Genomic DNA, 23,147 nt, shown 5'->3' on the forward strand with positions numbered 1-23,147 from the left:
TGGAAAAAGTATGACAAGTATAGATCCTTCGCTTTATATAAAGTCACAGCAACAAACTCAAACGGTTTCAGGATCAACAGGGCCTTCTCTTGGTAAAGATGAATTTTTGAAAATTCTAATGACACAATTAAAAAACCAAGATCCCACCAATCCAATGAAAGATAAAGAGTTTGTATCACAGATGACAAACTTCTCAATGCTAGAACAAATGACAAACATGTCTACGGCAATTGAAGATTTAACACAAGCTCAGTCATTTGCTCCAGTAGTTAAGTATAGTTCAATGATAGGAAAAGACGTGTCTTATGAAGTTTTAGATGAGAACGGGAATGTTACAGGTGCTGAAACTAGTCAAGTTGAAGCGGTATCGAAGAGGCAAAATTCTATTGTGTTAGAACTTGCTAATGGAACAAGCATCTCAACGGATCAAATTAGGCGCGTTAGTGAAGGAGTAGATACTGAACAAAATACAGCTCAGTAGATGAGAAATAAGAAAGTAGGGATGTTATGGATCCAAGAATCCATCAACTGCAACATCAACCCTTACATTTGCCTAAAACGAAAAAATCACCTGCTGCACAACCAAAACAGTCATTCCAACAAGTATTGAACCAGCAAGTTCAAGGCTTAAAACTAAGCAAACATGCTGAAACGAGATTACAAGAACGTAATATTCATATACAAGACAAGCAGTGGCAAGATATTTCGTCAAAAGTATCAGAAGCTAAATCTAAAGGGGTTACAGATTCACTTGTGATTACGAAAGATGCGGCATTAGTTGTTAGTACGAAAAATCAAACCGTTATTACAGCGATGGGAAGGCAAGAAGCAACATCACAAATTTTCACAAACATTAATGGCACAATTGTGATGGAAGATTAGGCTGGACCTACGGGAGGCCTGAAAGCTGTGGACCGATTGAAGCAGCTTTGAAATGTTTATCTTGTTTAAGAGGTAAAACTTATAAATCGAAAGGATGAAGCCTAGATGCTACGTTCAATGTATTCAGGAATTTCAGGAATGAAAGGCTTTCAAACGAAATTAGATGTTATCGGAAACAATATTTCAAACGTTAATACGTATGGTTACAAAAAAGGTCGTGTGACGTTCCAAGATATGATGAGTCAATCTTTATCTGTTGCGGAAGGTCCGGCACAAGACCAAGCAGGAATGCCGCTACGCGGAGGTAAAAACCCTTCTCAAGTTGGATTAGGTTCACAAGTAGGCTCTATTGATAACATTCACACACAAGGAAATCGTCAAACGACTAACCGCCCACTAGATTTAGCATTAGAAGGCGATGGAATGTTTATGTTAGCTGAAGGAAATAACACAAATTCTCCAATCAGTGGAAGTGATATTTTTATTAATGATTCCAATAACACTTTCACACGTTCAGGTAATTTTTATTTGGACCAAGAAGGTTATATTGTAAACTCTAGCGGTAAGTATTTAGTTGGATCCTCAGCCGAGGCTCCAGATGGGTTTGCTCGTTTACAAATTCCAGATAACGCTAAAAGCTTTAGTATTGCTAGTGACGGTTCTGTTAACTATATCGACAGCACAGGTTCCCAAGTTACAGCTGGTACGATTAAACTCGCTAAGTTTTCCAACCCATCTGGTTTGAACAAAGTTGGAGGTAACGAGTTTGAAATGACAGATAATGCTGGATTAACTGGTCCTGTTGAAGGTGATAACGTTGATGGAGTTATTAATGCGCTTTATACTCCAGGACAAAACGGTGCTGCATCTGTTGTTTCAGGGGCATTAGAAATGTCGAACGTTGACCTTTCCGAAGAGTTCACAGAGATGATTACAGCACAGCGTGGTTTCCAAGCTAATACTAGAATCATCACAACATCAGATGAAATCCTTCAAGAGCTTGTTAACCTAAAACGTTAATATAAGGGAGGGCTAGGAGAAGGAAGTTGACTGAATCTGCTTCCTTCTCCACCATTTATAATATGATAAATCTTACCCGTCTAAATGGTGATTCATTCACTTTAAACGCTATTTACATAGAACAAGTGCAGTCATTTCCAGATACGACTTTAACACTCCATAACGGAAAGAAACTTGTTGTCAAAGAGTCGCATGAAGAAGTCATTTCTCTTATTAAACAATTCTATCAACAGGTTGGTCTTGTGGGGGTTCAAGTTGAAAAAGAGGGGGATTCCTCATGAATCAAAAAGTATTTAAAACGATGCTTGCAATATTAATTGTTATAACCGTTATTGGAGTTGTAGCTTTAGTAATGGTCATGACGATTTCTGGCAAGGAAAAAGAAGATGGAAAACCTTCCATTGATGAGGTAGTCGAGAACTCCTTAGAAACAGAAGAGTTAACCACAGATTTGAAAAATGATCGCTTTGTTCGAATTCAATTTCGAATTGTAACGAATAGTAAAGATGCTAAAGAAGAGCTGCAAAAACGAGACTTTCAGTTAAAAAATATTTTAATTAAAGAACTCTCGAAAATGAATCAAGATGAATTTAAAACAGGTGTCGACAACTTAGAAAACATGTTAAAAACACGCTTAAACGAACTAATGGTAGAGGGCAAAGTTATAGATGTTTATACCATTAAAAAGGTTTTACAATAAAAGACTCTAACCTTTAAGTTCTTTTTGCACCTGAACGGAGGTGACGTTTGTGGCTGAAGAGGTTCTCTCGCAGAATGAGATTGATGCCTTACTATCAGCAATATCTACTGGAGAGATGGATGCTGATGATTTAAAAAAAGAAGAAAAACAAAAAAAGGTAAGAGTATATGATTTTAAACGTGCCCTTCGTTTCTCAAAAGACCAAATTCGAAGTTTATCTCGTATTCACGAGAACTTTGCGCGTTTATTGACGACTTACTTTTCTGCTCAACTTCGGACTTATATTAATATTTCAGTAGCGTCTGTTGACCAGATACCTTATGAAGAGTTTATTCGATCGATCCCGAAGAAAACCATTTTGAACATTTATTCAGTAGAACCATTAGATGGTCGAGTTTTACTAGAAATCAACCCCAATATTGCATATGCCATGATGGATCGAATACTTGGTGGTAAAGGGGTCTCAGTGAATAAAGTAGAAAACCTTACAGAAATCGAGACAAAAATTATGTCTCAGCTGTTTGAGAAAGCTATAGATAATTTACAAGAAGCCTGGAGTTCAGTCGTTGATATTGAACCCGAGCTTGAAGAATTTGAAGTTAACCCACAGTTCTTGCAAATGGTATCACCGAATGAGACTGTTGTGGTTATCTCATTAAATACGGAGATTGGTGAAGCGAGTGGCATGATCAATATCTGTATACCTCATGTTGTATTAGAACCGATTATTCCGAAGTTATCCGTCCATTATTGGATGCAGACACAAACGTCTGAGCGAGAGCCTGAAGAATATGAAGCATTAGCCAAAGGGGTTCAAAAAGCAGAAGTAGATGTTAGTGCTATGCTAGGTGAATCTAGTATGACAATTGATCAATTCCTTCAACTAGGACAAGGTGATGTCATCCAACTAGATCAAAATATTCAAGATCCATTAAAGATGAAAGTAGATCAAGAGACAAAATTCTATGTACAACCAGGCAAAATGAAAAAGAAAGTGGCCGTGCAAGTTATGGAAGAATACCGAAGGGGGGACGCAGGTGATGAGTGATGATATGCTTTCACAAGATGAAATCGACGCGCTATTAAGAGGGACAGCTGATGAAGATGATGAGCAAGAAGGACAACAAGAGTCCCCGGAAGAAGGAAACCTTTCTACATTAGAACAAGACGCTTTAGGTGAAATTGGCAATATCTCTTTTGGGAGTTCAGCTACAGCTTTATCAAGTCTATTAAATCAAAAGGTGGATATTACAACGCCTACGATTTCTGTAATTGAGCAGTCTCAATTACCAGATGAATTCCCACAACCCAATGTTGCTATTCAGGTAACATACACAGAAGGTTTCTCTGGTATGAACCTATTAGTCATCCAGCAAAAGGATGCAGCGATCATTGCAGACCTTATGCTAGGAGGAGATGGTACATCTCCGGATGAGGAGTTAAACGATATTCATTTAAGTGCTGTGCAAGAAGCGATGAATCAAATGATGGGTTCAGCAGCAACTAGTATGTCTACTGTATTTAATAAACGAGTGGATATATCACCGCCTTCTATTGATCTATTAAATGTTAAAGAAGGTGAAGGGACTGAAACGATTCCAGACAATCAAATATTAGTAAAGGTATCGTTTCAGTTAAGAATTGGAGACTTAATCGATTCAACGATTATGCAAGTGTTACCACTCAACTTCGCAAAAGAATTAGTGAATCAATTATTAAATCCTCCTGAACAAGAAGCAGAGGAAGAAAGTGCACCACAAGCACCACCACAACAGCAAGAACAGGTAGCTCAACAAGCAACATCAAATCAAGCACAACAACAGCCGCAACAAAGTGCACAAGCGACACAGCAACAACCAACACAACAACCAACACAGCAATCACCACAAGCGAGTGCTCAAACACAGCCACAGCAACCAAGGCAGCCCCAACATATTGGTGGTATGGGTGATGCTCAAAATGCAGACGTGCAAGCAGCTGAGTTCTCAAGCTTTAATCAAGTAGAATTACCTAAAAATGAACAACGTAATTTGGATATGTTACTAGATATTCCATTACGCGTAACTGTAGAATTAGGCCGAACAAAACGTACGATTAAAGAAATTTTAGAACTATCTTCAGGGTCTATTGTGGAGCTAGATAAATTAGCTGGTGAACCTGTTGATATTCATGTCAATGAGAAGCTTATTGCTAAGGGTGAGGTTGTCGTCATCGATGAAAACTTCGGTGTACGCGTTACAGATATTTTAAGTCAGCAAGAGCGACTCAAAAAATTACAATAAACAAGAGAAGTTTCGAGGAGGATAATTTATGGCTAGTAAAATTTTAATTGTAGACGACGCTGCATTTATGCGTATGATGATCAAGGACATTTTAACGAAGAATGGTTTTGAAGTAGTAGGTGAAGCACAGGATGGTAACCAAGCTATTGAAAAGTATAAAGAGCTTGAGCCTGATCTCGTAACACTAGATATCACAATGCCTGAGATGGATGGAATTACAGCATTGAAAGAGATTAAAAGCACAAATCCTGAAGCAAAGGTTATTATGTGTTCTGCGATGGGACAACAAGCTATGGTTATTGATGCAATTCAAGCGGGTGCTAAAGACTTTATCGTAAAACCGTTCCAGGCTGATCGAGTACTTGAAGCTATTAATAAAGCTTTAGGATAAAGAGTACAAGGTTTATGAAAAAACAGATTGTATTATGGATAACTGTACTACTTATGTTGTGCTTTCTTCCATTACATACATCCGAGGCCTCGACTACAGATCCAAGTGCAAAAGAATGTATAGAGAATCCTGAAAAGCCGGGGTGTAATGATGGAGAAGAGGACCAAGGATCTTCTTCTCCTTTAAACCAATCAGCTCAAGAAGACTCACCATCATTAGCTTGGAACATCGTGAAGCTCGTTTTAGCTCTTGCTTTTATTATCGTCCTTATCTATGGACTTCTTAAGTTTGTAAATAAGCGGAACCAAATGTTCAGTAATGTCCGTGCCATGCAAAACCTAGGAGGTATATCTTTAGGTCAACATAAATCTATGCAACTAGTCAGAATAGGTGACCGTTATTATGTCGTTGGTGTAGGCGATAATGTAGAACTTTTAACAGAAATAGAAGATGAGAAAACCATTCAAGAATTATCACATTCTTCAGAAGGTGAAGCATATAATCCTGGTGCACGTTTAGCATCACTTATATCAAAAAACAAGAAACAAGCATCTCAAGAATCTGACTCATCCATTCAGTTTCAGCAGTTATTCCAGTCAGAGCTAAAGTCATTAAAACAAAAAAGAGAGAAAGTAATAGAAAAGCAACAACAAAAGAAAGAGGATTCAGATGAATGAATTTATAGACATTTTTTCAAATTCAGACCCAACCAATATTTCAACATCCATCAAGCTTTTGTTGTTATTAACGATTCTTTCTCTAGCACCAAGTATATTAATCTTAATGACAAGCTTTACTCGGATTTTAATTGTACTATCGTTTGTACGTACTTCACTAGCAACACAAACGATGCCACCTAACCAAGTGCTAATTGGTTTAGCCTTGTTTATCACTTTCTTTGTGATGGCACCTACGTTACAAGAAGTTAATCAAGAAGCATTGACACCGCTCTTTAATGAAGAAATCACTCTAGAAGAAGCCTATGAACAAGCAAGCATTCCCATGAAAGATTTTATGGCTAAGCATACAAGGGAAAAAGACTTAGCTTTATTTATGAATTATGCAGGTATGGAGCGTCCTAGTACAATACAAGATGTCCCACTTACAACTCTCGTTCCCGCATTCGCAATAAGTGAGCTGAAGACGGCTTTCCAAATGGGCTTTATGATCTTTATCCCATTTCTAGTCATTGATATGGCTGTTGCCAGTGTATTAATGTCGATGGGTATGATGATGCTTCCACCAGTTATGATTTCATTACCATTTAAAATATTATTGTTTGTTCTTGTGGATGGATGGTATCTCATTACACAGTCATTACTTCAAGGGTTTTAGGGAGGTCTGAATGATGAACAGTCAATTTGTTATTTCACTAGCTGAAAAAGGAATTTATACTGTCCTTACTGTAACAGGACCTCTCCTTTTGCTGGCTTTATCAGTTGGATTGCTCGTATCGATATTCCAGGCAACAACACAGATTCAAGAGCAAACACTAGCGTTTATACCTAAGATCGTGGCAGTATTAGCTGGCCTTGTGTTCTTCGGCCCTTGGATGTTGTCGATGATGGTTGAATTTGCTCGTGATATTTTTATGAATCTAAATCAATTTGTAGGGTAAATCATGTTAGATATAATCAACTTGAGTACCGTGCCAGCATTTCTATTAATCTTCATGAGAGTGACAGCATTCTTTGTAACATTACCCATTTTCTCTTATCGAAATGTGCCATCCCAGCACAAAGTGGGTTTTAGCTTTTTCTTAACATGGATTATGTACTTTACTATAGATATACCAGTTGTGTTATTAAATGAAACGTTTTACTTATTAATTATTAAAGAAGCTTTAGTTGGACTGATGGTAGGTTTCATAGCCTATTTAATTATCTCGGCTATTCAAGTGGCAGGCGGCTTTATTGATTTTCAAATGGGTTTTGCGATTGCGAATGTTATTGATCCTCAAACGGGAGCTCAAAGTCCTTTAATCGGTCAATATCTATACACATTTACACTTTTATTTTTATTAGCTGTTAATGGCCACCATTTACTAATAGATGGCGTTTTTTATAGTTATGAAGTTATACCAATGGAACAACTATATGTACCGTTCTCTAACCCAGACATGATGGATTATGTGTTACAGACTTTTAATAAAATGTTCGTTATTGCCTTTCAAATGGCGATTCCAATTGTAGGGTGTTTGTTCTTAGTGGATGTAGCATTAGGGATTATTGCGAGAACTGTACCCCAGTTAAACGTATTTGTAGTAGGACTTCCTTTGAAAATTTTAGTAAGTTTTATTGTTATATTTATATCTTTTGGGATGTTTACGATGTTAGTTCATCAATTATTTGAGCTTATGCTTGTGTCAATGAGAAGCCTTATGCAACTAATGGGGGGCGCTTAAATGGAATTATTACGTTTAGACCTGCAATTTTTCCAAGGTGAAAAAACTGAAGAAGCGACTCCGAAAAAGCGTGAAGACACACGAAAAAAAGGTCAGGTTCCAAAGAGTCAGGATGTTAATACAGCGATTCTATTATTTGCTGTCTTCTTGTTACTTTTTGTTATTGGAGGTTTCCTGCGAGACCAGTTTACAGGTTTGTTTAAAAATACATTCCAAGAGTACTTAACCTGGGATTTGACACAACACAATGTACAACAAATCTTCGTTGAAGCTAGTTTTGAAATGACCAAGACATTAGCCCCTATAGCAGGAATGGCTATTGTAGCAGGACTTGCTTCTAACCTGTTGCAGGTAGGCGTTATGTTTACAGGAGAACCATTAAAGATGGATCTTAAAAAGCTTGATCCCATACAAGGAGCTAAAAAAGTTTTCTCAGCTCGAGCCCTTGTAGAACTATTTAAATCCTTACTGAAAATAGGGTTTGTAGGAACCGTAACCTTTTCTATTCTTTGGTGGAGAAAAGGAGATATGTTGGAGATGTCTCAAAAAAGCTTGGAAAGTGCGATTGCTTTTTTTGGACAAACAACCATTATTATGGGAACCTCAGCTTCTTTGCTTTTATTGATCTTATCTGTTATTGACTACACCTATCAAAAGTATGATCATGAGAAAAACATTCGAATGTCAAAGCAGGATGTAAAAGATGAGAACAAAAACATGGAAGGTGACCCTCAAATTAAATCTAAGATTAAAGAAAGACAAAGACAAATGTCCCAACAACGTATGATGAGTGAAGTTCCAGAAGCAGACGTTGTCATCACTAACCCAACGCACTATGCCATTGCGATTAAGTACGATGAGGAAAAATCACAAGCCCCGTATGTTGTTGCAAAAGGTGTCGATTATGTTGCTCAGAAAATTAAAGAAATAGCCAAACAACATGATGTAGTCACCGTAGAAAATCGACCTTTAGCAAGAGCCTTATACGATGAGGTTGAAGTTGAAAATGCGATTGGGGAAGAGTTTTATCAAGCGGTAGCTGAAATTTTAGCCTACGTCTACCGCATTCAGAAAAAAGCGTAGGAAAGTAGGGAGCGTATACCATGGCAGCTAGAGATTTATCGGTATTGGTGGGCGTCATTTTAATTATTGTGATGCTAGTTATACCAATGCCACCCGTCCTATTAAGTTTATTCATATTAGTTAACATATCATTGGCATTAATGGTCGCGTTAGTCGCCATGAATACAACGGATGCTTTAGAGTTCTCCATATTCCCTTCACTCTTACTTTTGTTGACGCTGTTTCGTTTAGGGTTGAATGTTTCAACAACTCGTTCGATCTTATCAGAAGCGGAAGCTGGTGGAGTTGTCTCGACATTCGGAACGTTTGTAACAGGAAACAGCCCGCTTGTCGGTTTTGTTATTTTTGCTATTTTAGTTATCATTCAATTTTTAGTTATTACCAAAGGTGCAGAACGTGTTTCCGAAGTTGCGGCACGATTTACTTTAGATGCCATGCCAGGTAAGCAAATGTCTATTGATGCGGACTTAAACGCTGGGCTTATTTCTGAGGTGCAAGCGAAAGAACGCAGAGAAAAAATTGAAAATGAAGCGGATTTTCACGGTGCCATGGATGGTGCCAGTAAATTCGTTAAAGGTGACGCTATTGCTGGGATTATCATTGTGTTGATAAACATTATTTTTGGTTTGATTATTGGTATGACCCAAAAAGGGATGGGGTTTGGTGAAGCCATTAATACATACACCAAATTAACAGTAGGAGATGGCCTTACAAGTCAAATTCCCGCACTATTAATCTCGACGGCCACTGGTATTGTCGTTACGAGAGTGAATTCTGAAGGAAACCTAGGATCTGATGTTACGAAGCAATTATTCCGTTATCCTAAACTTTTATATATTGCAGGAGCTACAATGCTTCTCTTGGGGTTAACTCCTATACCGATTTTCATAACCACATTTATTGGATTAGCGATGATCGGTGCAGGTTACGCGATGTCTCGTTCAGAAGAGACCATTGAAGAAACGGTTGCTGATGAAGAGGAAGAAATGGAAAGCTCAGATATGCAATCCCCTGAAAATGTGGTGAATTTAATTAGTACAGATCCAATCGAATTTGAATTTGGATATGCGCTAATTCCACTAGCCGATGCTAATCAAGGTGGGGATTTGCTAGATCGAATTGTTATGATCCGTAGGCAACTAGCTATTGAGCTTGGCCTTGTCATACCAGTAGTACGCATTCGGGACAATATTCAATTAAACCCTAATGAGTATCGTTTAAAAGTAAAAGGGAATCAAGTGGCTTCTGGTGAGTTACTTCTTGACCATTATTTAGCGATGAGTCCAGGTGGAGAAGATGATGCTATTGAAGGTATAGATACGCAAGAACCAGCATTTGGATTACCTGCTAAATGGATTACGGAGGAAACAAAAGAAGACGCTGAAATGTTTGGATACACAGTGGTTGATCCTCCATCGGTTGTGTCCACTCATATTACCGAAATTATTAAGCAACACGCACACATGTTATTAGGGCGTCAAGAAACGAAACAGTTAATTGATCATTTGCAAGAATCCTATCCAATTTTAGTAGAAGAAGTTACACCAGACCCATTAAATACTGGAGAGATTCAAAAGGTCTTAGCGAAGCTTTTACGCGAAAATGTTTCCATTAAGAATCTACCTGTTATTTTCGAAACCTTAGCAGACTTTGGCAAGATGACAAACGATACAGAATTATTAGCGGAATATGTAAGGCAATCCTTATCCACTCAAATTACAAACCAGTTTGTTCAAGATCGTGACTCACTTAAGGTATTAACGGTATCAGGTAAAGTTGAAAAAACAGTGGCTGAACATATTCAACAAACGGAACATGGTAGTTATTTAGCGCTCGACCCAGATTCACAGCAAGCTATCGTTCAATCCGTAGCCCAGCAAGTAGAGCAATTGTCCCTTCAAGAGGATACGCCAATTGTATTATGTTCACCAGCTGTTCGAATGTATATCAAACAATTATTAGAAAGATTCCTTCCACAAGTGGCTGTACTCTCTTATAACGAGTTAGAGCCAAGTGTCGAAGTACAAAGTGTTGGGGTGGTGAATATCTAATGAAAGTAAAAAAATATGTAGCACCAACCATGCCAGAGGCCATGAATAAGATACGGAAAGAACTTGGTCATGATGCTGTAATTCTTAATTCAAAAGAAATTAACCAGGGTGGATTTTTAGGATTCTTTCGTAAAAAAAATATTGAAGTCATTGCTGCGATTGATCCTCAACCAAAAGTTGAACAAAAAGCATCGCCTAAAAAACCAGAGAGACAGGAAAAACCAATACAACCTAGTGTACCTAAAGCACCACCTATCTCTTATGCCCAACAAGATGAACCAAAGCCAAAACAAGATGAAAATGTCTTAAAAGAGATAAGAGAATTAAAAGAACTTATGCAGCACCAGCCAATGAGCTCAACGGTGGCATATCCTGATGTTTTACAAGAAGTTTATCAAAACCTGATCAAGCAAGAAGTTTCAGAGGAGATTAGTCATCAGTTGATGCAGCCGCTTATTGAAACGTTTTATACAACAAAGAGTAACGTGAATGAAGAGATGGTAAAGGAATGGCTTATAGATGAAATTCGACATCAGGTCCAAGACATCCCATTCGAAGGTTTATCGTTTGAGAAGCAATTCATTCATCTAGTTGGTCCAACAGGGGTTGGGAAGACAACCACGATTGCAAAATTAGCTGCAGAGAGTGTCATTAAACACAAGAAGAAAGTAGCTTTTATTACAACAGATACGTTTCGTATTGCAGCCATCGACCAATTAAAAACTTATGCTAAAATCTTAGATATACCAATTGAAATAGCATACAACTTAGAGGATTATAAACAAGCCAAAGAAAAGTTTAGTGATTATGATCATGTTCTAGTGGATACAGCAGGACGAAACTTCAGAGATCAGCAGTATGTTGAAGAACTAAAAAAGATTATTGATTTTGAAGCTGAACTTGAGACGTACCTAGCTTTATCATTAACAAGTAAATATTCTGATATGGATGCTATTTACCAACAGTTTTCAAACGTACCTATTCAAAAACTTATATTCACTAAGGTCGATGAAACCTCGTACAGTGGTGCAATGCTCAATATGGTTTTACAGCATAAAATAGGTGTTGCTTACTTGACGGATGGTCAAAATGTACCAGATGATATAAGTGAAGCTTCGGTTGAGAAAATGATAAGAAGGATAGTTGGTGAAACAGGTGAAACATGATCAGGCACAGAAGCTCCGTGAAAAATTAAATCAGCTACGAAATACATCTGAAGCAAAAACGATTGCCGTGATTAGTGGGAAAGGCGGAGTGGGGAAATCAAATTTCGCCTTGAACTTCGCCCTATCTTTAGCAAAGAACAATAAGAAAGTTTTATTATTTGACCTGGATATCGGAATGGGAAATATTGATATTTTACTCGGGCTTACCCCTGAACGATCCATAGTTGATATGTTCGAACAAGACATTCCAATTGATGATATTATTGAAGAAGGTCCACAATCATTATCATATATAGCAGCTGGATCTGGATTATCAGATATATTTCATTTTAGTGAAGAGAAACTAGATTATTTCTATCAACAGTTGCAAAATCTAGTTCAATCCTATGACTATATTTTATTTGATATGGGAGCTGGAGTAACAAATGATAGTTTGCATTTCATCTTAGCAGCAAATGAGTGTTTTGTTGTTACAACCCCAGAACCAACTGCTTTAACAGATGGCTACGCAATGATTAAGCATATTACGCAAAAGCAATTTGATTTACCACTATTTCTTGTAGTAAATAAGGCCTTTTCACAGAGAGCTGGCGAGAAAACGATGGAGCGAATGCAAGATGTGGTGTCGCAATTTTTAAATAAATCTATAGAACCTCTGGGGATTTTGCCTGATGATCGAGTGGTTACGAAAGCTGTAACAAGACAAGTACCTTTTTTATCATACGATGAAAAAGCTAAAATAAGTCAAGCTCTTACTCATATGACAAATCAGTACTTAGAACAAAACATTGATATTCACAAAAAGGTGCCATTCCGATTTGTGTCTAAGCTTAAGCAATTTATGCTAGAAAGGTAGGTCGATTATGAAAGGAATACGCGTGTTAGTGATCGACGACTCTGCCTTTATGAGAAAGATGATTACAGACATCTTAGATGAAGATTCCAGGTTAACTGTTATTGGGACAGCCCGAAATGGTGAAGATGGTTTACGCAAAATACGTGAACTCTCCCCTGATGTTGTGACACTTGATATTGAAATGCCTATTATGGATGGTCTGGATTGTTTACAACAAATCATGAAGGACACTCCGCTACCAGTAGTTATGTTATCAAGTTTAACGGCGCAGGGTGCAGAAAGCACAATGAAAGCAATGGAGTATGGAGCCATTGATTTTATCCAGAAACCTTCTGGTGCCATTTCTTTAGATATTGAAACCATCCAAGAGGAGATTACCAAGAAAGTATTTGAAGCAGCAAATGTAAATGTTGAACGGTTGATAACCCAGCATAAAGAAGAGACTTCAACGATTCCTTTTACACCCAAGAAGACCAAACTTTTACAACAAAAATCATTGAAGAAACTTATTGCAATTGGGGCGTCGACAGGTGGACCTAGAGCGTTACAAAAGGTTTTAATGCAACTACCTGAAGACCTCCCTGCTCCAGTGCTTATTGTGCAACATATGCCTCAGGGTTTTACGAAATCGTTGGCAAACCGCTTAAATACTCTGTGTCAAGTACACGTGAAAGAAGCGGAAAATGGTGAAGTTCTTCAAAAAGGTACAGTTTATATTGCACCAGGTGATTTTCACATGACTGTTAGAAAAGTTGGAATGTCACTTGCCATTCAGTTATCTCAAACTCCTGAGAGATTGGGGCACCGTCCTTCAGTAGATGTCATGTTTGAGTCGCTATTAGGCTTAAATAATTATGAAACCTACGCCATTGTGTTAACCGGGATGGGGTCTGATGGAGCGAGAGGTTTGGAGATGTTAAAGAAGAAATCTGAACACGTTGTAGCTTTAGCAGAGTCCAGTGAGTCATCGGTTGTTTACGGAATGCCAAAAGCAGCTTTCCAAACGAATCAGGTAGATCATGTGGTTCATTTAAACGATGTAACGAACACAGTTATGAAATTAATAGGGGAATAAGAGAGGTGGAGGGAAATGGAAGTTAATCAGTATTTAGAAGTATTTATTGAAGAAAGTAAAGAGAACTTACAGACAGTTAATGATTCCTTATTACAACTAGAGAAGGATCCCTCAAACTTGGATCTAGTGAGTGAGATCTTTCGTGCTGCCCACACATTAAAAGGAATGTCAGCAACAATGGGCTATCAGGATTTAGCGAATTTAACACACAAGATAGAAAACGTGTTAGACGCTGTTCGAAATCAACAAGTTGAAGTTGATACAGATCTATTAGATATTGTATTTGATTCACTAGAAGATCTAGAAGCAATGGTAACAGATATTGCTTCAGGTGGAGATGGCCAGCGCGACGTTGAAAGTATTGTTGAAAAGTTAAATCGAATTGCTCAAGGAGAAAAGCCTGCAGATGTTCAGCAAAGTAATGATACAGTTAAAGAGACCGCAGCTACCACTGCACCTGCAGAAACAGAAGTAAATGGTATTCAAGGTTTAGATGAATTCGAGTTGACAGTTCTACAAGAGTCCAATGAAAGAGGCTTCCAGAATGTACAGCTTTCTGTCTATTTACGTGAGGATTGTCTCCTTAAAGCTGCAAGAGTCTATATGGTATTTGAAGTACTTGAACAAATTGGTGAAGTAATTAAATCGACACCTTCTGTCGATCAACTTGAAGAGGAAGATTTTGATAATCAATTCCATGTCCTCCTTGTAACTCAAGAAGATCTGTCAGAGATTGAAAGTCGCGTTATGAAGGTTTCTGAATTAGATAAGGTTGTTGTCGAAACGTTTTCTATCGATGAATATAAAATAAATCAACAAGAGCAACAGAAAGAACAAGAACAAGTCCAAAACGAAAAAGAAGCTAAGGCAGAAGCAGTACACACCGAAACGAAACAAGAAAATACTCCTGCTCCTACAAATCAGAATGAAAATGCTCAAGAACCTAAACAGCAGCAAGCTCAAAACAAGACCATTCGGGTTAATATTGAACGCCTAGATGTCTTGATGAATTTGTTCGAAGAGCTTGTTATTGACCGTGGGCGTTTAGAACAGATCTCAAGCGATTTAAACCATAATGAATTGAATGAAACTGTAGAACGAATGTCACGTATTTCAGGTGATTTACAGAACATCATTTTGAATATGAGAATGGTACAAGTAGAACAGGTCTTCAATCGATTCCCTCGTATGGTACGTCAGCTTGCTAGAGACTTACATAAGAAGATCAACCTAGAAATCTCTGGTGCTGATACGGAGCTTGATCGAACCGTTATTGATGAAATCGGAGATCCGCTGGTTCACTTGATACGAAACGCTTTAGATCATGGTATCGAAACCCCTGAAGAACGTGTAGCACAAGGGAAACCTGAAGAAGGAACGTTACATCTTAAAGCTTATCAATCTGGGAATCATGTATTTATTGAAATCTCGGATGATGGCGGGGGAATCAACAGAGATAAGGTACTACAAAAAGCCATTGATAATAGTGTTATCACACCTGAACAAGGCGCTTCTCTTGATGACCAACAAATCTATGAATTAATTATGGAAAGTGGTTTCTCTACAGCCGATAAAATATCAGATGTTTCTGGCCGTGGTGTTGGGTTGGATGTAGTGAAAAACACAATTGAGTCATTGGGTGGATCAATCACCATTGATTCAAAACTTTATGAAGGTTCGGTATTTTCGATCCAACTTCCATTAACCTTATCAATCATTTCGGTTATGTTAGTTGAAGTGGAAGATGAAAAATATGCAATCCCACTTTCATCTATTATAGAAACAGCCATCATCAAAAAAGAAGAAATTATGAAAGCGCACAACAAGAAGGTCATTGATTTTAGAGGTAAAATCGTTCCTTTAGTCTCCTTAAAGGATGTATTTGAAGTGCCAGGGGAACAAGAAGAAGAAACTCATTATTCTGTCGTTATTGTTCGTAAGGGAGATAAAATGGCAGGCTTAATTGTTGATTCATTTATTGGACAGCAAGAGGTAGTGCTTAAGGCGCTTGGAAACTATTTATCTAATGTTTTCGCTGTTTCTGGTGCCACAATTTTAGGAGATGGCCAAGTCGCTCTTATTGTAGATAGTAATGCATTAATTAAATAAGTGGGAGGAGATTGCATGTCTGAATTAAATGGACAAGATGAAAAGATTATTGTGTTTCAATTAAAAGATGAAGAGTTTGGTGTACCTGTTCAACAAGTTGGTTCAATTGAGAGAATGCAACATATTACACGAGTGCCAAGCACGCCAGATTTCGTTAAAGGTGTTATCAATTTAAGAGGTGTTGTGACACCAATTATTGATCTACGTACTCGATTTGACCTGCATTCAAAGGAACATGATGAAAGTACAAGGATTATCATTGTACATTATAATGATATGGAAGTTGGCTTAATTGTAGATTCAGCTAATGATGTTATTGATATTCCGAAAGAAGCTATTGAGCCACCTCCAGAAGTCGTTGGTACTGTTGAAGCGGAATACATTCAAGGTGTGGCAAAGTTAGAACGACGTCTATTAATCTTATTAGATTTGCAAAAAGTATTTTCCTCAGAAGAAGTAAGAGAACTTAAAACGATAGAAGGTTAAGCCTATGCCCTTTATGAATCAATTTTCACAAGATCATTTGGATGTTTTAAAAGAGGTTGGAAATATTGGTGCAGGTCATGCTGCAACGTCTTTATCAAAGCTCTTAGACCGAAAGATTGATATGAATATTCCTGATGTAAGACTTGTGAGCTTTAATGAAATGATGGATATAGCAGGTGGTGCTGAACAAGTGCTCGTCTCAGTCTTTTTACGACTAGAGGGTGATGTTTCAGGGAGCATGTTTTTTGTGCTTCCTCCCGAACAAGCAAATCGTATGGCATTCCAAATGACTGGGGATGAGAAGATTAATTTTTCCTCACCCCCTTATTCGGAAATGGGTGTTTCTGCAATTAATGAATTAGGTAATATTTTATCAGGTTCCTATTTATCAGCTCTTTCAGATTTTACGAATTTATCGATTCAACCATCTGTACCGTCTGTCTCTATTGATATGATAGGAGCTGTCCTAAGCTTTGGCTTACTTGAATTATCTCAAGTGAGTGACCATGCAATCGTGATCGATACTTGTATTAAGGATAATAGTATAAATAGTGGAGAGGTTCGAGGTCACTTTTTCCTACTACCAGATCCTGGTTCATTTCCGATTATTTTTAAAGCTCTTGGGGTACAAGATCATGAGTAGTGTTGCATCTGTTGTCAAGGTAGGGATTGCTGATATAAATTATGCAACTGCTCCTCGTAGTATCCGAACTTCAGGATTAGGTTCATGTGTTGGAGTAGTTGTTTATGATCTTAAGACACAAATTGTAGGAATGGCACATGTCATGTTACCAGATTCGAGTATGTCCAAAGAAACACCTAAAAATACTGCGAAATATGCTGACACAGCTATTCCAGAGTTATATAAAACCTTAAAATATAAAGGTGTTCAACCGTACTCCTTAAAAGCAAAAATTGCGGGTGGGGCTCAAATGTTCCCTTTCTCCACATCCAATGAAATGATGCGCATTGGACCTCGAAATGTAGAAGCAGTAAAAGATTCTCTTCAACAGTTGAGAATCCCAATCGTTGCGGAAGATTGTGGAGGTAACAGTGGTAGAACGATTGAGTTTCATCCAGATACGGGTATTTTACAAGTCAGAACAGTAAATAAAGGAGTATCAGAAATTTGATGGTAGGGAAATTATGGTGGAATTTAGTGTTTGCTTTAATGGGAGCATTAATGGTCTACATCCTTTCCATTGGAGAGAATACTTTATCAACCACTGCAATAAGATCTTCAGGCACTTTTATACTATTTTTTTTATTACTTTTCTTTTTTCGCTGGGCAATAGGTTACGCTTCAGAGAATCGTTATGAAGTTGTTCAAGGTTCTGAAAGGGAAGAGACTGTATCTGAAAGTGAGCTCAACCCAGAAACATCTGATGCAGCTGCCCATACATTCACCTCAGATGAACAAATGTTAAATAATCAATCAGATGGGGAAACAGAATCACAAAACGAGTTATCAGAGGAAGAAGCAAAGAAAACCTCAGAGATGATTCGTTCTTTATTAGATGATGATGAATAAAGCATAGAAAACAACAGGACAATCAACGAGGAGGATCCATATGACCAATCATTCAGCTCCTCAGGAACAACAGCTATGGGAAAAATGGGAACAAGAGCGTGATAGTGAAACAGCGAATGAACTAGTACGTAATTACATGCACCTTGTTCACTATCATGTGCATCGTATTTCTGCCCATTTACCTCAAAATGTAAATAAAGAAGATATCAAAAGCTTAGGTTTAATTGGACTTTATGATGCAATCGAAAAATTTGATTTGTCACGTGATTTGAAGTTTGATACCTACGCCTCATTTAGAATTCGAGGCGCAATTATTGATGGATTAAGGAAAGAAGATTGGTTGCCTAGGTCTGTACGAGATAAATCTAAAAAGATTGAAACCACTGCTGAGATGCTAGAGCAACGCCTTCAGCGTGCACCAACTTCTGAAGAGATCGCTAATGAAATTGATTCTACAGAACAAGAAGTTGAGCAGGTGATGAAAGATACCCTTTTTGCCAATGTGCTCTCTATGGAGGAAAAGCCTAAAGACACGAAGAGTGAACACAAAGAAGGGATTGGATATTCCATTCCTGATAACTCCTCTAAAAACCCTGATTTCCAAATGATGAAAGGTGAGGACTATAAGGAGTTAGCTGAAGGGATTAAACAATTAAATGAAAAAGAACAATTAGTCATTAGTTTATTTTATAATGAAGAACTCACTTTAACTGAAATTGGACAAGTACTTGAATTAACCACTTCGAGAATTTCCCAAATACATGCTCGAGCTTTATTTAAATTGCGGAAAATACTAGAGAACCTTGCTACAGTAGAGTAACAAGTTAAGGGGGATAAAGTGTATGGGGAGGATTGATGGGTTTTCTGATTTCTTTGATGTAGATCTATCTAAAGATAAAATGACAGCTTCTCTCCATTTGAAGCAAGAGTATCATTTAGAGCTTTCATTCGATGTGCAAGACTTAAAGGATGAATTATATCAATACCAGATTCAAAGTGGATGGGATGAGGGCTCTTTGGCACTCATTGCCTCAGGCTTACCAGAGGAAGGATTCCCTGTTGTTGTGGCAAGAGGTGAACTTCCCCAAAAAGGAAAAGATGGAGAAGTCCATTATGTTAAAGAATTAAGCACTTCATTGCAAAGAGATGATCAAGAACAAATCAACTTCAGGGATGTTATGCGTATCCCCACCGTACATGAGGGTGATAAACTTCTTGAAATTAAAAAGCCTCAACAAGGTACACCTGGTTTAAATGTATGTGGAGAAGTTGTTCAACCTTCCCCAGGGAAGCCAGTTAAACTCCGTGCTGGAACGAATGTGAAGTGGAGTGCTGAAGATCAATCCATGTATGCAGACATTAATGGTCAAATATCTTTAGGTGAACAAGTGATTCATATCTATCCGGAATACGAGGTTACTGGGGACATTGACATGAGCGTTGGTAACCTTGATTTTGTCGGGACCATTGTTATTAGAGGTAACGTTCCTTCGGGGTACACGATCAAAGCTAAAGGTGACGTTAAAGTATACGGCTTAGTAGAAGGAGCTTCTATTATAGCTGATGGATCTGTACATATATCCGAGGGAGTAGCTGCAACTCATAAAGGTGGTATTTATGCTGGCTTAGATGTTCGAGCGGGTTACTTAAATCAAGCAAACGTTGAAGCAGGTCGAGATATTCTTATTGAAAATTCCATCGTTCATAGCCAATGTGTCGCAAGGGAACATATTTATTGTCAAAATGGGAACGTCATTGGAGGAGCTTTGTCAGCTGGACTTACCATAGAAGCAAAAGATATTGGGAACCGTATGAATACTCCCACGGAATTATATTTTGGTGTAAATAAAAAAGTTTACGAAAAAGAAAAAGCACTTGAATCTAGAAAAGAAAGCTTAACAGATTCCCTTCAAAAGCTTGAACTTATTGGGAAAAAGTTACGTCAAAAACAACAACAGTCTGGGACTCTTTCAGGGCAAGAACGTGTTACCTTGCTAAGACAACGCAATTCTTACCAACAGAGTGAACAGGAGTTAAAAGAAATAGAAGCTACTTTGACTGATTTAAAGCAGGCATATACAGAATTAAACGAGACGTATCTTTCTGTAAATGGTACACTTTACACGAACACGGATGTAACCTTTGGGAAGTATAAGAGAAAGATGAATCAAACGCATAAAAATGTGAAGGTATATTATGATAATGGTGAAATAACGGTTGTTTCACAGTCTTAGCTTTTGAGTATTTGCATCTTTTATAGAGGGGGAATGGTTTCATGAGCTGGAGAGCAATTGAAATGCAAATTGCCCTGCCTAGATCCCAAGATGTTGGGAAACTTCAAGAGCAAATGCAACAGCGCGGGCCTCAAGTACAGCAAACCTTATCCGAAGAAACGAAATTACAAGATGATTTGAAGCGGACTCAGGTAAATCGCATGGAGTCTGAAAATAATGTAAGGGCAAGAAATGATGAAGGTGAACAATCTTTACATTCTTCTTCAAAGACTCTAGCTAATCATCCAAAAGAACTAAATATCGTTCATCCTTATTTAGGGAACGAAATTGATTATAGCGGCTAAGAAGGGATTACATGATCACGTTTTTGTTAGTTATTAGCTTTTTGCTTCATTTTATCATGCTCATTGCCATCGTTATTCTATCTATTCGTGTGTCCAAGACGAAGGAGCTAGAATTAAAGCAAGAGAAAGTTGCACGTCAAGTAGAGGAAACGTTTACAGCTTACTTGCTAGAAATTAAAGAGGAAAATGAGCGGTTAATGAATATCTTGGAGCAAAATGGTCAGACTGATGTAGCAGAAAAGAATAGCACAGGAAGTGATGTTACACCCCCTGAACCACAAAGAGAATCTCGGGATCAAGAACCTCCTGGTCCTATTGTGAAGAAGGAAGCTTCAGAAGCTCCTAACGTAACATCGAATCAGAATAAAGAATCACAGTCTTCCTATGATATTCCTCTCGAATATGATAAGGAAGAATCCTACCAACCATCTGTTCAATCAAGTGTGTTTCAGCTCTATGATCAAGGATACAATACAGAGCAAATTGCAAAACGGTTAGATTGTGGAAAGACTGAAGTAGAATTAATGCTCAAAATTCATCCGAAAATGAAACAATAAATACTTGATTGCTATATCTTCCTATGATATAGTTACTTTTGGTGTTAATACACACGATTGTCGATTTAACGGAGTTGGTGCTCATCTATGATGAGTTCTGCGTTAAAGATGAGATGATCGGAGGCAAAAAACCATTAGGAGGAATTAACATGTCAGTAATCTCAATGAAACAGCTTTTAGAAGCTGGTGTTCATTTCGGACACCAAACTCGCCGTTGGAACCCGAAAATGAAAAAGTACATTTTCACGGAGCGTAACGGTATCTACATCATCGACCTACAGAAAACAGTTAAAAAGGTAGATGAAGCATTTAACTACGTGAAGAGCGTTGCTGCTGAAGGCGGAAACGTACTTTTCGTTGGTACAAAGAAACAAGCACAAGAGTCTGTTAAAGAAGAAGCAACTCGTGCAGGTATGTACTACATCAACCAACGTTGGTTAGGTGGAACACTTACAAACTTTGAAACAATCCGTAAGCGTATCAACCGTCTTAAAGACATTGAGCGCATGGAAGAAGATGGCACATTCGAAGTACTTCCTAAGAAAGAAACAGTAGACCTTCTTAAAGAAAAAGAACGTCTTGTTAAATTCCTAGGCGGTATTAAAAATATGGAAAGTCTTCCGGACGTAATGTTCGTAATTGACCCACGTAAAGAGCGCATTGCAGTAGCAGAAGCTCACAAATTAAACATTCCAATTGTCGGTGTTGTTGACACAAACTGTGACCCAGACGAAATCGACTATGTTATCCCTGCGAACGATGACGCGATTCGTGCTGTAAAACTTCTAACTTCTAAAATGGCAGACGCTGTTCTTGAAGCTAAGCAAGGCGAAGAGACAGAAGAAGCTGCAGCAGAAGAAGCAGAAGCTGCTACAGAGTAAGAAAGGTTGAAAGGTGATAAGGGGGATATACCTTTTATCACCTTTTTTAAGGATTTAAGTCCTTGAACATACAAAACCGCAAGGCTCATACATGAATTTTAAGTAGGACAAGATTATCTTTTGTTCGTTAAGAAAAGGGCAAACATTTAAAGGAGGAATATACAATGGCTGTAACAGCAAAGATGGTTAAAGAACTTCGCGAAACAACTGGTGCAGGAATGATGGATTGTAAAAAAGCACTAACTGAAACAGATGGTAACATGGAGAAAGCTGTTGAATGGTTACGTGAAAAAGGGATCTCTAAAGCAGCTAAGAAAGCTGACCGTATCGCAGCTGAAGGTACAACTCATATCGAAGTAGATGGTAACACTGCTGCAATTATCGAAGTGAACGCTGAGACGGACTTCGTAACGAAGAACGATCTTTTCAAAGAGCTTGTGAGCGAGCTTGGTAAGCACATCGTTAAGCAGAAACCAGAATCTGCAGATGCTGCAATTGAGCAAAACCTTCATGGTGATGGCCAACGCGTTGGTGACTACATCACATCTATGATCGCTAAAATCGGAGAAAAAATCTCCCTTCGTCGTCTTGCAATTGTAGAAAAAGGCGATAATGATGCATTTGGTGCTTACCTTCACATGGGAGGACGCATCGGTGTGCTTTCTCTACTAGAAGGTACTACAGATGAGTCTGTTGCTAAAGACGTTGCAATGCACGTAGCTGCAGTTAACCCTCGCTATGTAAATCGTGACGAAGTTCCTGAAGAAGAAGTTAACCAAGAGCGTGAAGCACTTAAGAAAGAAGCGCTTAACGAAGGTAAGCCTGAGCATATCGTTGAAAAAATGGTAGAAGGTCGTCTTGGTAAATTCTTCGAAGGTATTGTTCTTACAGAGCAAGACTTCGTAAAAGATCCAGACCAAAAAGTTAAGCAGTACGTTAAAGATAATGGCGCTACTGTTAAAGGCTTCGTACGTTACGAAGTAGGCGAAGGTATGGAAAAACGCGAAGAAAACTTCGCTGATGAAGTAATGAACCAAGTAAACAAATAAATGATGGCTTAAAAAATAGGGGACACACTGTGTTCCCTATTTTCAA

The 23,147-nt window shown here is 38.1% G+C and carries 28 protein-coding genes; all 28 read left to right on the plus strand.

Annotated features, from left to right (window positions below; translation table 11 throughout):
* Window positions 1-10: 10 nt before the first annotated feature.
* Window positions 11-481 (plus strand): flagellar hook assembly protein FlgD, encoded by a 471-nt coding sequence (gene flgD / locus H514_RS0118460; RefSeq protein ID WP_027448290.1) that lies wholly within the window; start codon window positions 11-13, stop codon window positions 479-481.
* A 26-nt stretch (window positions 482-507) separates the two neighbouring features.
* Window positions 508-882: a TIGR02530 family flagellar biosynthesis protein gene (locus H514_RS0118465; protein WP_027448291.1), complete on the plus strand. Its 375-nt coding sequence runs from the start codon at window positions 508-510 to the stop codon at window positions 880-882.
* Window positions 883-987: 105 nt separating this feature from the next.
* Window positions 988-1,902 carry a flagellar basal body rod protein FlgG gene (gene flgG, locus H514_RS0118470; protein WP_027448292.1) on the plus strand — a complete coding sequence of 305 codons (915 nt, stop codon included), beginning with the start codon at window positions 988-990 and terminating at the stop codon, window positions 1,900-1,902.
* 62 nt (window positions 1,903-1,964) lie between these two features.
* Window positions 1,965-2,183, plus strand: coding sequence for a flagellar FlbD family protein (locus tag H514_RS0118475; RefSeq protein ID WP_027448293.1), 219 nt, complete (start codon window positions 1,965-1,967; stop codon window positions 2,181-2,183).
* Window positions 2,180-2,602, plus strand: coding sequence for a flagellar basal body-associated protein FliL (gene fliL / locus H514_RS0118480; protein WP_027448294.1), 423 nt, complete (start codon window positions 2,180-2,182; stop codon window positions 2,600-2,602). Before H514_RS0118475 ends, fliL begins: the two co-directional genes overlap by 4 nt.
* A 49-nt stretch (window positions 2,603-2,651) precedes the next feature.
* Window positions 2,652-3,650: a flagellar motor switch protein FliM gene (gene fliM, locus H514_RS0118485; protein WP_027448295.1), complete on the plus strand. Its 999-nt coding sequence runs from the start codon at window positions 2,652-2,654 to the stop codon at window positions 3,648-3,650.
* Window positions 3,643-4,884, plus strand: a complete 1,242-nt coding sequence (gene fliY, locus H514_RS0118490; RefSeq protein WP_197063070.1) for a flagellar motor switch phosphatase FliY — start codon at window positions 3,643-3,645, stop codon at window positions 4,882-4,884. The genes fliM and fliY overlap by 8 nt, the downstream gene beginning before the upstream one ends.
* A gap of 28 nt (window positions 4,885-4,912) precedes the next feature.
* Window positions 4,913-5,275, plus strand: coding sequence for a response regulator (locus H514_RS0118495; RefSeq protein WP_027448297.1), 363 nt, complete (start codon window positions 4,913-4,915; stop codon window positions 5,273-5,275).
* 14 nt (window positions 5,276-5,289) lie between these two features.
* Window positions 5,290-5,952, plus strand: coding sequence for a flagellar biosynthetic protein FliO (gene fliO / locus H514_RS0118500; RefSeq protein ID WP_027448298.1), 663 nt, complete (start codon window positions 5,290-5,292; stop codon window positions 5,950-5,952).
* Window positions 5,945-6,610 (plus strand): flagellar type III secretion system pore protein FliP, encoded by a 666-nt coding sequence (fliP, locus tag H514_RS0118505; RefSeq protein WP_027448299.1) that lies wholly within the window; start codon window positions 5,945-5,947, stop codon window positions 6,608-6,610. Before fliO ends, fliP begins: the two co-directional genes overlap by 8 nt.
* Before the next feature lie 13 nt (window positions 6,611-6,623).
* Window positions 6,624-6,893 carry a flagellar biosynthesis protein FliQ gene (gene fliQ / locus H514_RS0118510; protein WP_027448300.1) on the plus strand — a complete coding sequence of 90 codons (270 nt, stop codon included), beginning with the start codon at window positions 6,624-6,626 and terminating at the stop codon, window positions 6,891-6,893.
* 3 nt (window positions 6,894-6,896) lie between these two features.
* Window positions 6,897-7,679: a flagellar biosynthetic protein FliR gene (fliR, locus tag H514_RS0118515; RefSeq protein ID WP_027448301.1), complete on the plus strand. Its 783-nt coding sequence runs from the start codon at window positions 6,897-6,899 to the stop codon at window positions 7,677-7,679.
* Window positions 7,680-8,762, plus strand: a complete 1,083-nt coding sequence (gene flhB / locus H514_RS0118520) for a flagellar biosynthesis protein FlhB (protein WP_027448302.1) — start codon at window positions 7,680-7,682, stop codon at window positions 8,760-8,762.
* Window positions 8,763-8,782: 20 nt separating this feature from the next.
* A complete protein-coding gene (flhA, locus tag H514_RS0118525; RefSeq protein WP_027448303.1) occupies window positions 8,783-10,813 on the plus strand; it encodes a flagellar biosynthesis protein FlhA in 2,031 nt (676 codons plus the stop codon).
* Entirely contained in the window at window positions 10,813-11,979 is a 1,167-nt protein-coding gene (gene flhF, locus H514_RS0118530; RefSeq protein WP_027448304.1) for a flagellar biosynthesis protein FlhF, read from the plus strand. The genes flhA and flhF overlap by 1 nt, the downstream gene beginning before the upstream one ends.
* Window positions 11,960-12,835, plus strand: coding sequence for a MinD/ParA family protein (locus H514_RS0118535; RefSeq protein ID WP_324604055.1), 876 nt, complete (start codon window positions 11,960-11,962; stop codon window positions 12,833-12,835). The genes flhF and H514_RS0118535 overlap by 20 nt, the downstream gene beginning before the upstream one ends.
* A 7-nt stretch (window positions 12,836-12,842) precedes the next feature.
* A complete protein-coding gene (locus H514_RS0118540) occupies window positions 12,843-13,910 on the plus strand; it encodes a protein-glutamate methylesterase/protein-glutamine glutaminase (RefSeq protein WP_027448306.1) in 1,068 nt (355 codons plus the stop codon).
* A 15-nt stretch (window positions 13,911-13,925) separates the two neighbouring features.
* The gene (locus tag H514_RS0118545; RefSeq protein ID WP_027448307.1) at window positions 13,926-16,019 is read left to right on the plus strand and encodes a chemotaxis protein CheA; all 2,094 of its coding nucleotides are present in this window, start codon (window positions 13,926-13,928) and stop codon (window positions 16,017-16,019) included.
* A gap of 15 nt (window positions 16,020-16,034) precedes the next feature.
* On the plus strand, window positions 16,035-16,505 hold the full coding sequence (locus H514_RS0118550) for a chemotaxis protein CheW (protein ID WP_027448308.1): 471 nt from the start codon (window positions 16,035-16,037) through the stop codon (window positions 16,503-16,505).
* A 4-nt stretch (window positions 16,506-16,509) separates the two neighbouring features.
* A complete protein-coding gene (locus tag H514_RS0118555; protein WP_027448309.1) occupies window positions 16,510-17,148 on the plus strand; it encodes a chemotaxis protein CheC in 639 nt (212 codons plus the stop codon).
* Window positions 17,141-17,638 (plus strand): chemotaxis protein CheD, encoded by a 498-nt coding sequence (locus H514_RS0118560; protein ID WP_027448310.1) that lies wholly within the window; start codon window positions 17,141-17,143, stop codon window positions 17,636-17,638. Before H514_RS0118555 ends, H514_RS0118560 begins: the two co-directional genes overlap by 8 nt.
* Window positions 17,635-18,036 (plus strand): hypothetical protein, encoded by a 402-nt coding sequence (locus tag H514_RS0118565; protein ID WP_027448311.1) that lies wholly within the window; start codon window positions 17,635-17,637, stop codon window positions 18,034-18,036. Before H514_RS0118560 ends, H514_RS0118565 begins: the two co-directional genes overlap by 4 nt.
* 40 nt (window positions 18,037-18,076) lie before the next feature.
* Window positions 18,077-18,856, plus strand: a complete 780-nt coding sequence (locus H514_RS0118570) for a FliA/WhiG family RNA polymerase sigma factor (protein ID WP_036842099.1) — start codon at window positions 18,077-18,079, stop codon at window positions 18,854-18,856.
* Between the two features lie 22 nt (window positions 18,857-18,878).
* Window positions 18,879-20,270, plus strand: coding sequence for a DUF342 domain-containing protein (locus tag H514_RS0118575; protein WP_051255222.1), 1,392 nt, complete (start codon window positions 18,879-18,881; stop codon window positions 20,268-20,270).
* Window positions 20,271-20,311: 41 nt separating this feature from the next.
* Window positions 20,312-20,614 (plus strand): hypothetical protein, encoded by a 303-nt coding sequence (locus H514_RS25020; RefSeq protein ID WP_027448314.1) that lies wholly within the window; start codon window positions 20,312-20,314, stop codon window positions 20,612-20,614.
* 11 nt (window positions 20,615-20,625) lie between these two features.
* Window positions 20,626-21,171: a hypothetical protein gene (locus H514_RS0118585; protein WP_027448315.1), complete on the plus strand. Its 546-nt coding sequence runs from the start codon at window positions 20,626-20,628 to the stop codon at window positions 21,169-21,171.
* Between the two features lie 149 nt (window positions 21,172-21,320).
* Entirely contained in the window at window positions 21,321-22,052 is a 732-nt protein-coding gene (rpsB, locus tag H514_RS0118590) for a 30S ribosomal protein S2 (protein WP_027448316.1), read from the plus strand.
* Window positions 22,053-22,216: 164 nt separating this feature from the next.
* Entirely contained in the window at window positions 22,217-23,101 is an 885-nt protein-coding gene (tsf, locus tag H514_RS0118595; protein ID WP_027448317.1) for a translation elongation factor Ts, read from the plus strand.
* The last annotated feature ends 46 nt before the right edge of the window (window positions 23,102-23,147 follow it).

The sequence above is a fragment of the Pontibacillus marinus BH030004 = DSM 16465 genome (genome assembly GCF_000425225.1).
GTDB classification, from domain to species: Bacteria; Bacillota; Bacilli; order Bacillales; family BH030062; genus Pontibacillus; species Pontibacillus marinus.

Excerpts from the sequence above, each read along its gene's own strand:
- flgD (WP_027448290.1), top strand. The coding sequence starts at position 11 with ATGACAAGTATAGATCCTTCGCTTTATATAAAGTCACAGCAACAAACT.
- H514_RS0118465 (WP_027448291.1), top strand. The coding sequence starts at position 508 with ATGGATCCAAGAATCCATCAACTGCAACATCAACCCTTACATTTGCCT.
- flgG (WP_027448292.1), top strand. The coding sequence starts at position 988 with ATGCTACGTTCAATGTATTCAGGAATTTCAGGAATGAAAGGCTTTCAA.
- H514_RS0118475 (WP_027448293.1), top strand. The coding sequence starts at position 1,965 with ATGATAAATCTTACCCGTCTAAATGGTGATTCATTCACTTTAAACGCT.
- fliL (WP_027448294.1), top strand. The coding sequence starts at position 2,180 with ATGAATCAAAAAGTATTTAAAACGATGCTTGCAATATTAATTGTTATA.
- fliY (WP_197063070.1), top strand. The coding sequence starts at position 3,643 with ATGAGTGATGATATGCTTTCACAAGATGAAATCGACGCGCTATTAAGA.
- H514_RS0118495 (WP_027448297.1), top strand. The coding sequence starts at position 4,913 with ATGGCTAGTAAAATTTTAATTGTAGACGACGCTGCATTTATGCGTATG.
- fliO (WP_027448298.1), top strand. The coding sequence starts at position 5,290 with ATGAAAAAACAGATTGTATTATGGATAACTGTACTACTTATGTTGTGC.
- fliP (WP_027448299.1), top strand. The coding sequence starts at position 5,945 with ATGAATGAATTTATAGACATTTTTTCAAATTCAGACCCAACCAATATT.
- fliQ (WP_027448300.1), top strand. The coding sequence starts at position 6,624 with ATGAACAGTCAATTTGTTATTTCACTAGCTGAAAAAGGAATTTATACT.
- fliR (WP_027448301.1), top strand. The coding sequence starts at position 6,897 with ATGTTAGATATAATCAACTTGAGTACCGTGCCAGCATTTCTATTAATC.
- flhB (WP_027448302.1), top strand. The coding sequence starts at position 7,680 with ATGGAATTATTACGTTTAGACCTGCAATTTTTCCAAGGTGAAAAAACT.
- flhA (WP_027448303.1), top strand. The coding sequence starts at position 8,783 with ATGGCAGCTAGAGATTTATCGGTATTGGTGGGCGTCATTTTAATTATT.
- flhF (WP_027448304.1), top strand. The coding sequence starts at position 10,813 with ATGAAAGTAAAAAAATATGTAGCACCAACCATGCCAGAGGCCATGAAT.
- H514_RS0118540 (WP_027448306.1), top strand. The coding sequence starts at position 12,843 with ATGAAAGGAATACGCGTGTTAGTGATCGACGACTCTGCCTTTATGAGA.
- H514_RS0118545 (WP_027448307.1), top strand. The coding sequence starts at position 13,926 with ATGGAAGTTAATCAGTATTTAGAAGTATTTATTGAAGAAAGTAAAGAG.
- H514_RS0118550 (WP_027448308.1), top strand. The coding sequence starts at position 16,035 with ATGTCTGAATTAAATGGACAAGATGAAAAGATTATTGTGTTTCAATTA.
- H514_RS0118555 (WP_027448309.1), top strand. The coding sequence starts at position 16,510 with ATGCCCTTTATGAATCAATTTTCACAAGATCATTTGGATGTTTTAAAA.
- H514_RS0118560 (WP_027448310.1), top strand. The coding sequence starts at position 17,141 with ATGAGTAGTGTTGCATCTGTTGTCAAGGTAGGGATTGCTGATATAAAT.
- H514_RS0118570 (WP_036842099.1), top strand. The coding sequence starts at position 18,077 with ATGACCAATCATTCAGCTCCTCAGGAACAACAGCTATGGGAAAAATGG.
- H514_RS0118575 (WP_051255222.1), top strand. The coding sequence starts at position 18,879 with ATGGGGAGGATTGATGGGTTTTCTGATTTCTTTGATGTAGATCTATCT.
- H514_RS25020 (WP_027448314.1), top strand. The coding sequence starts at position 20,312 with ATGAGCTGGAGAGCAATTGAAATGCAAATTGCCCTGCCTAGATCCCAA.
- H514_RS0118585 (WP_027448315.1), top strand. The coding sequence starts at position 20,626 with ATGATCACGTTTTTGTTAGTTATTAGCTTTTTGCTTCATTTTATCATG.
- rpsB (WP_027448316.1), top strand. The coding sequence starts at position 21,321 with ATGTCAGTAATCTCAATGAAACAGCTTTTAGAAGCTGGTGTTCATTTC.
- tsf (WP_027448317.1), top strand. The coding sequence starts at position 22,217 with ATGGCTGTAACAGCAAAGATGGTTAAAGAACTTCGCGAAACAACTGGT.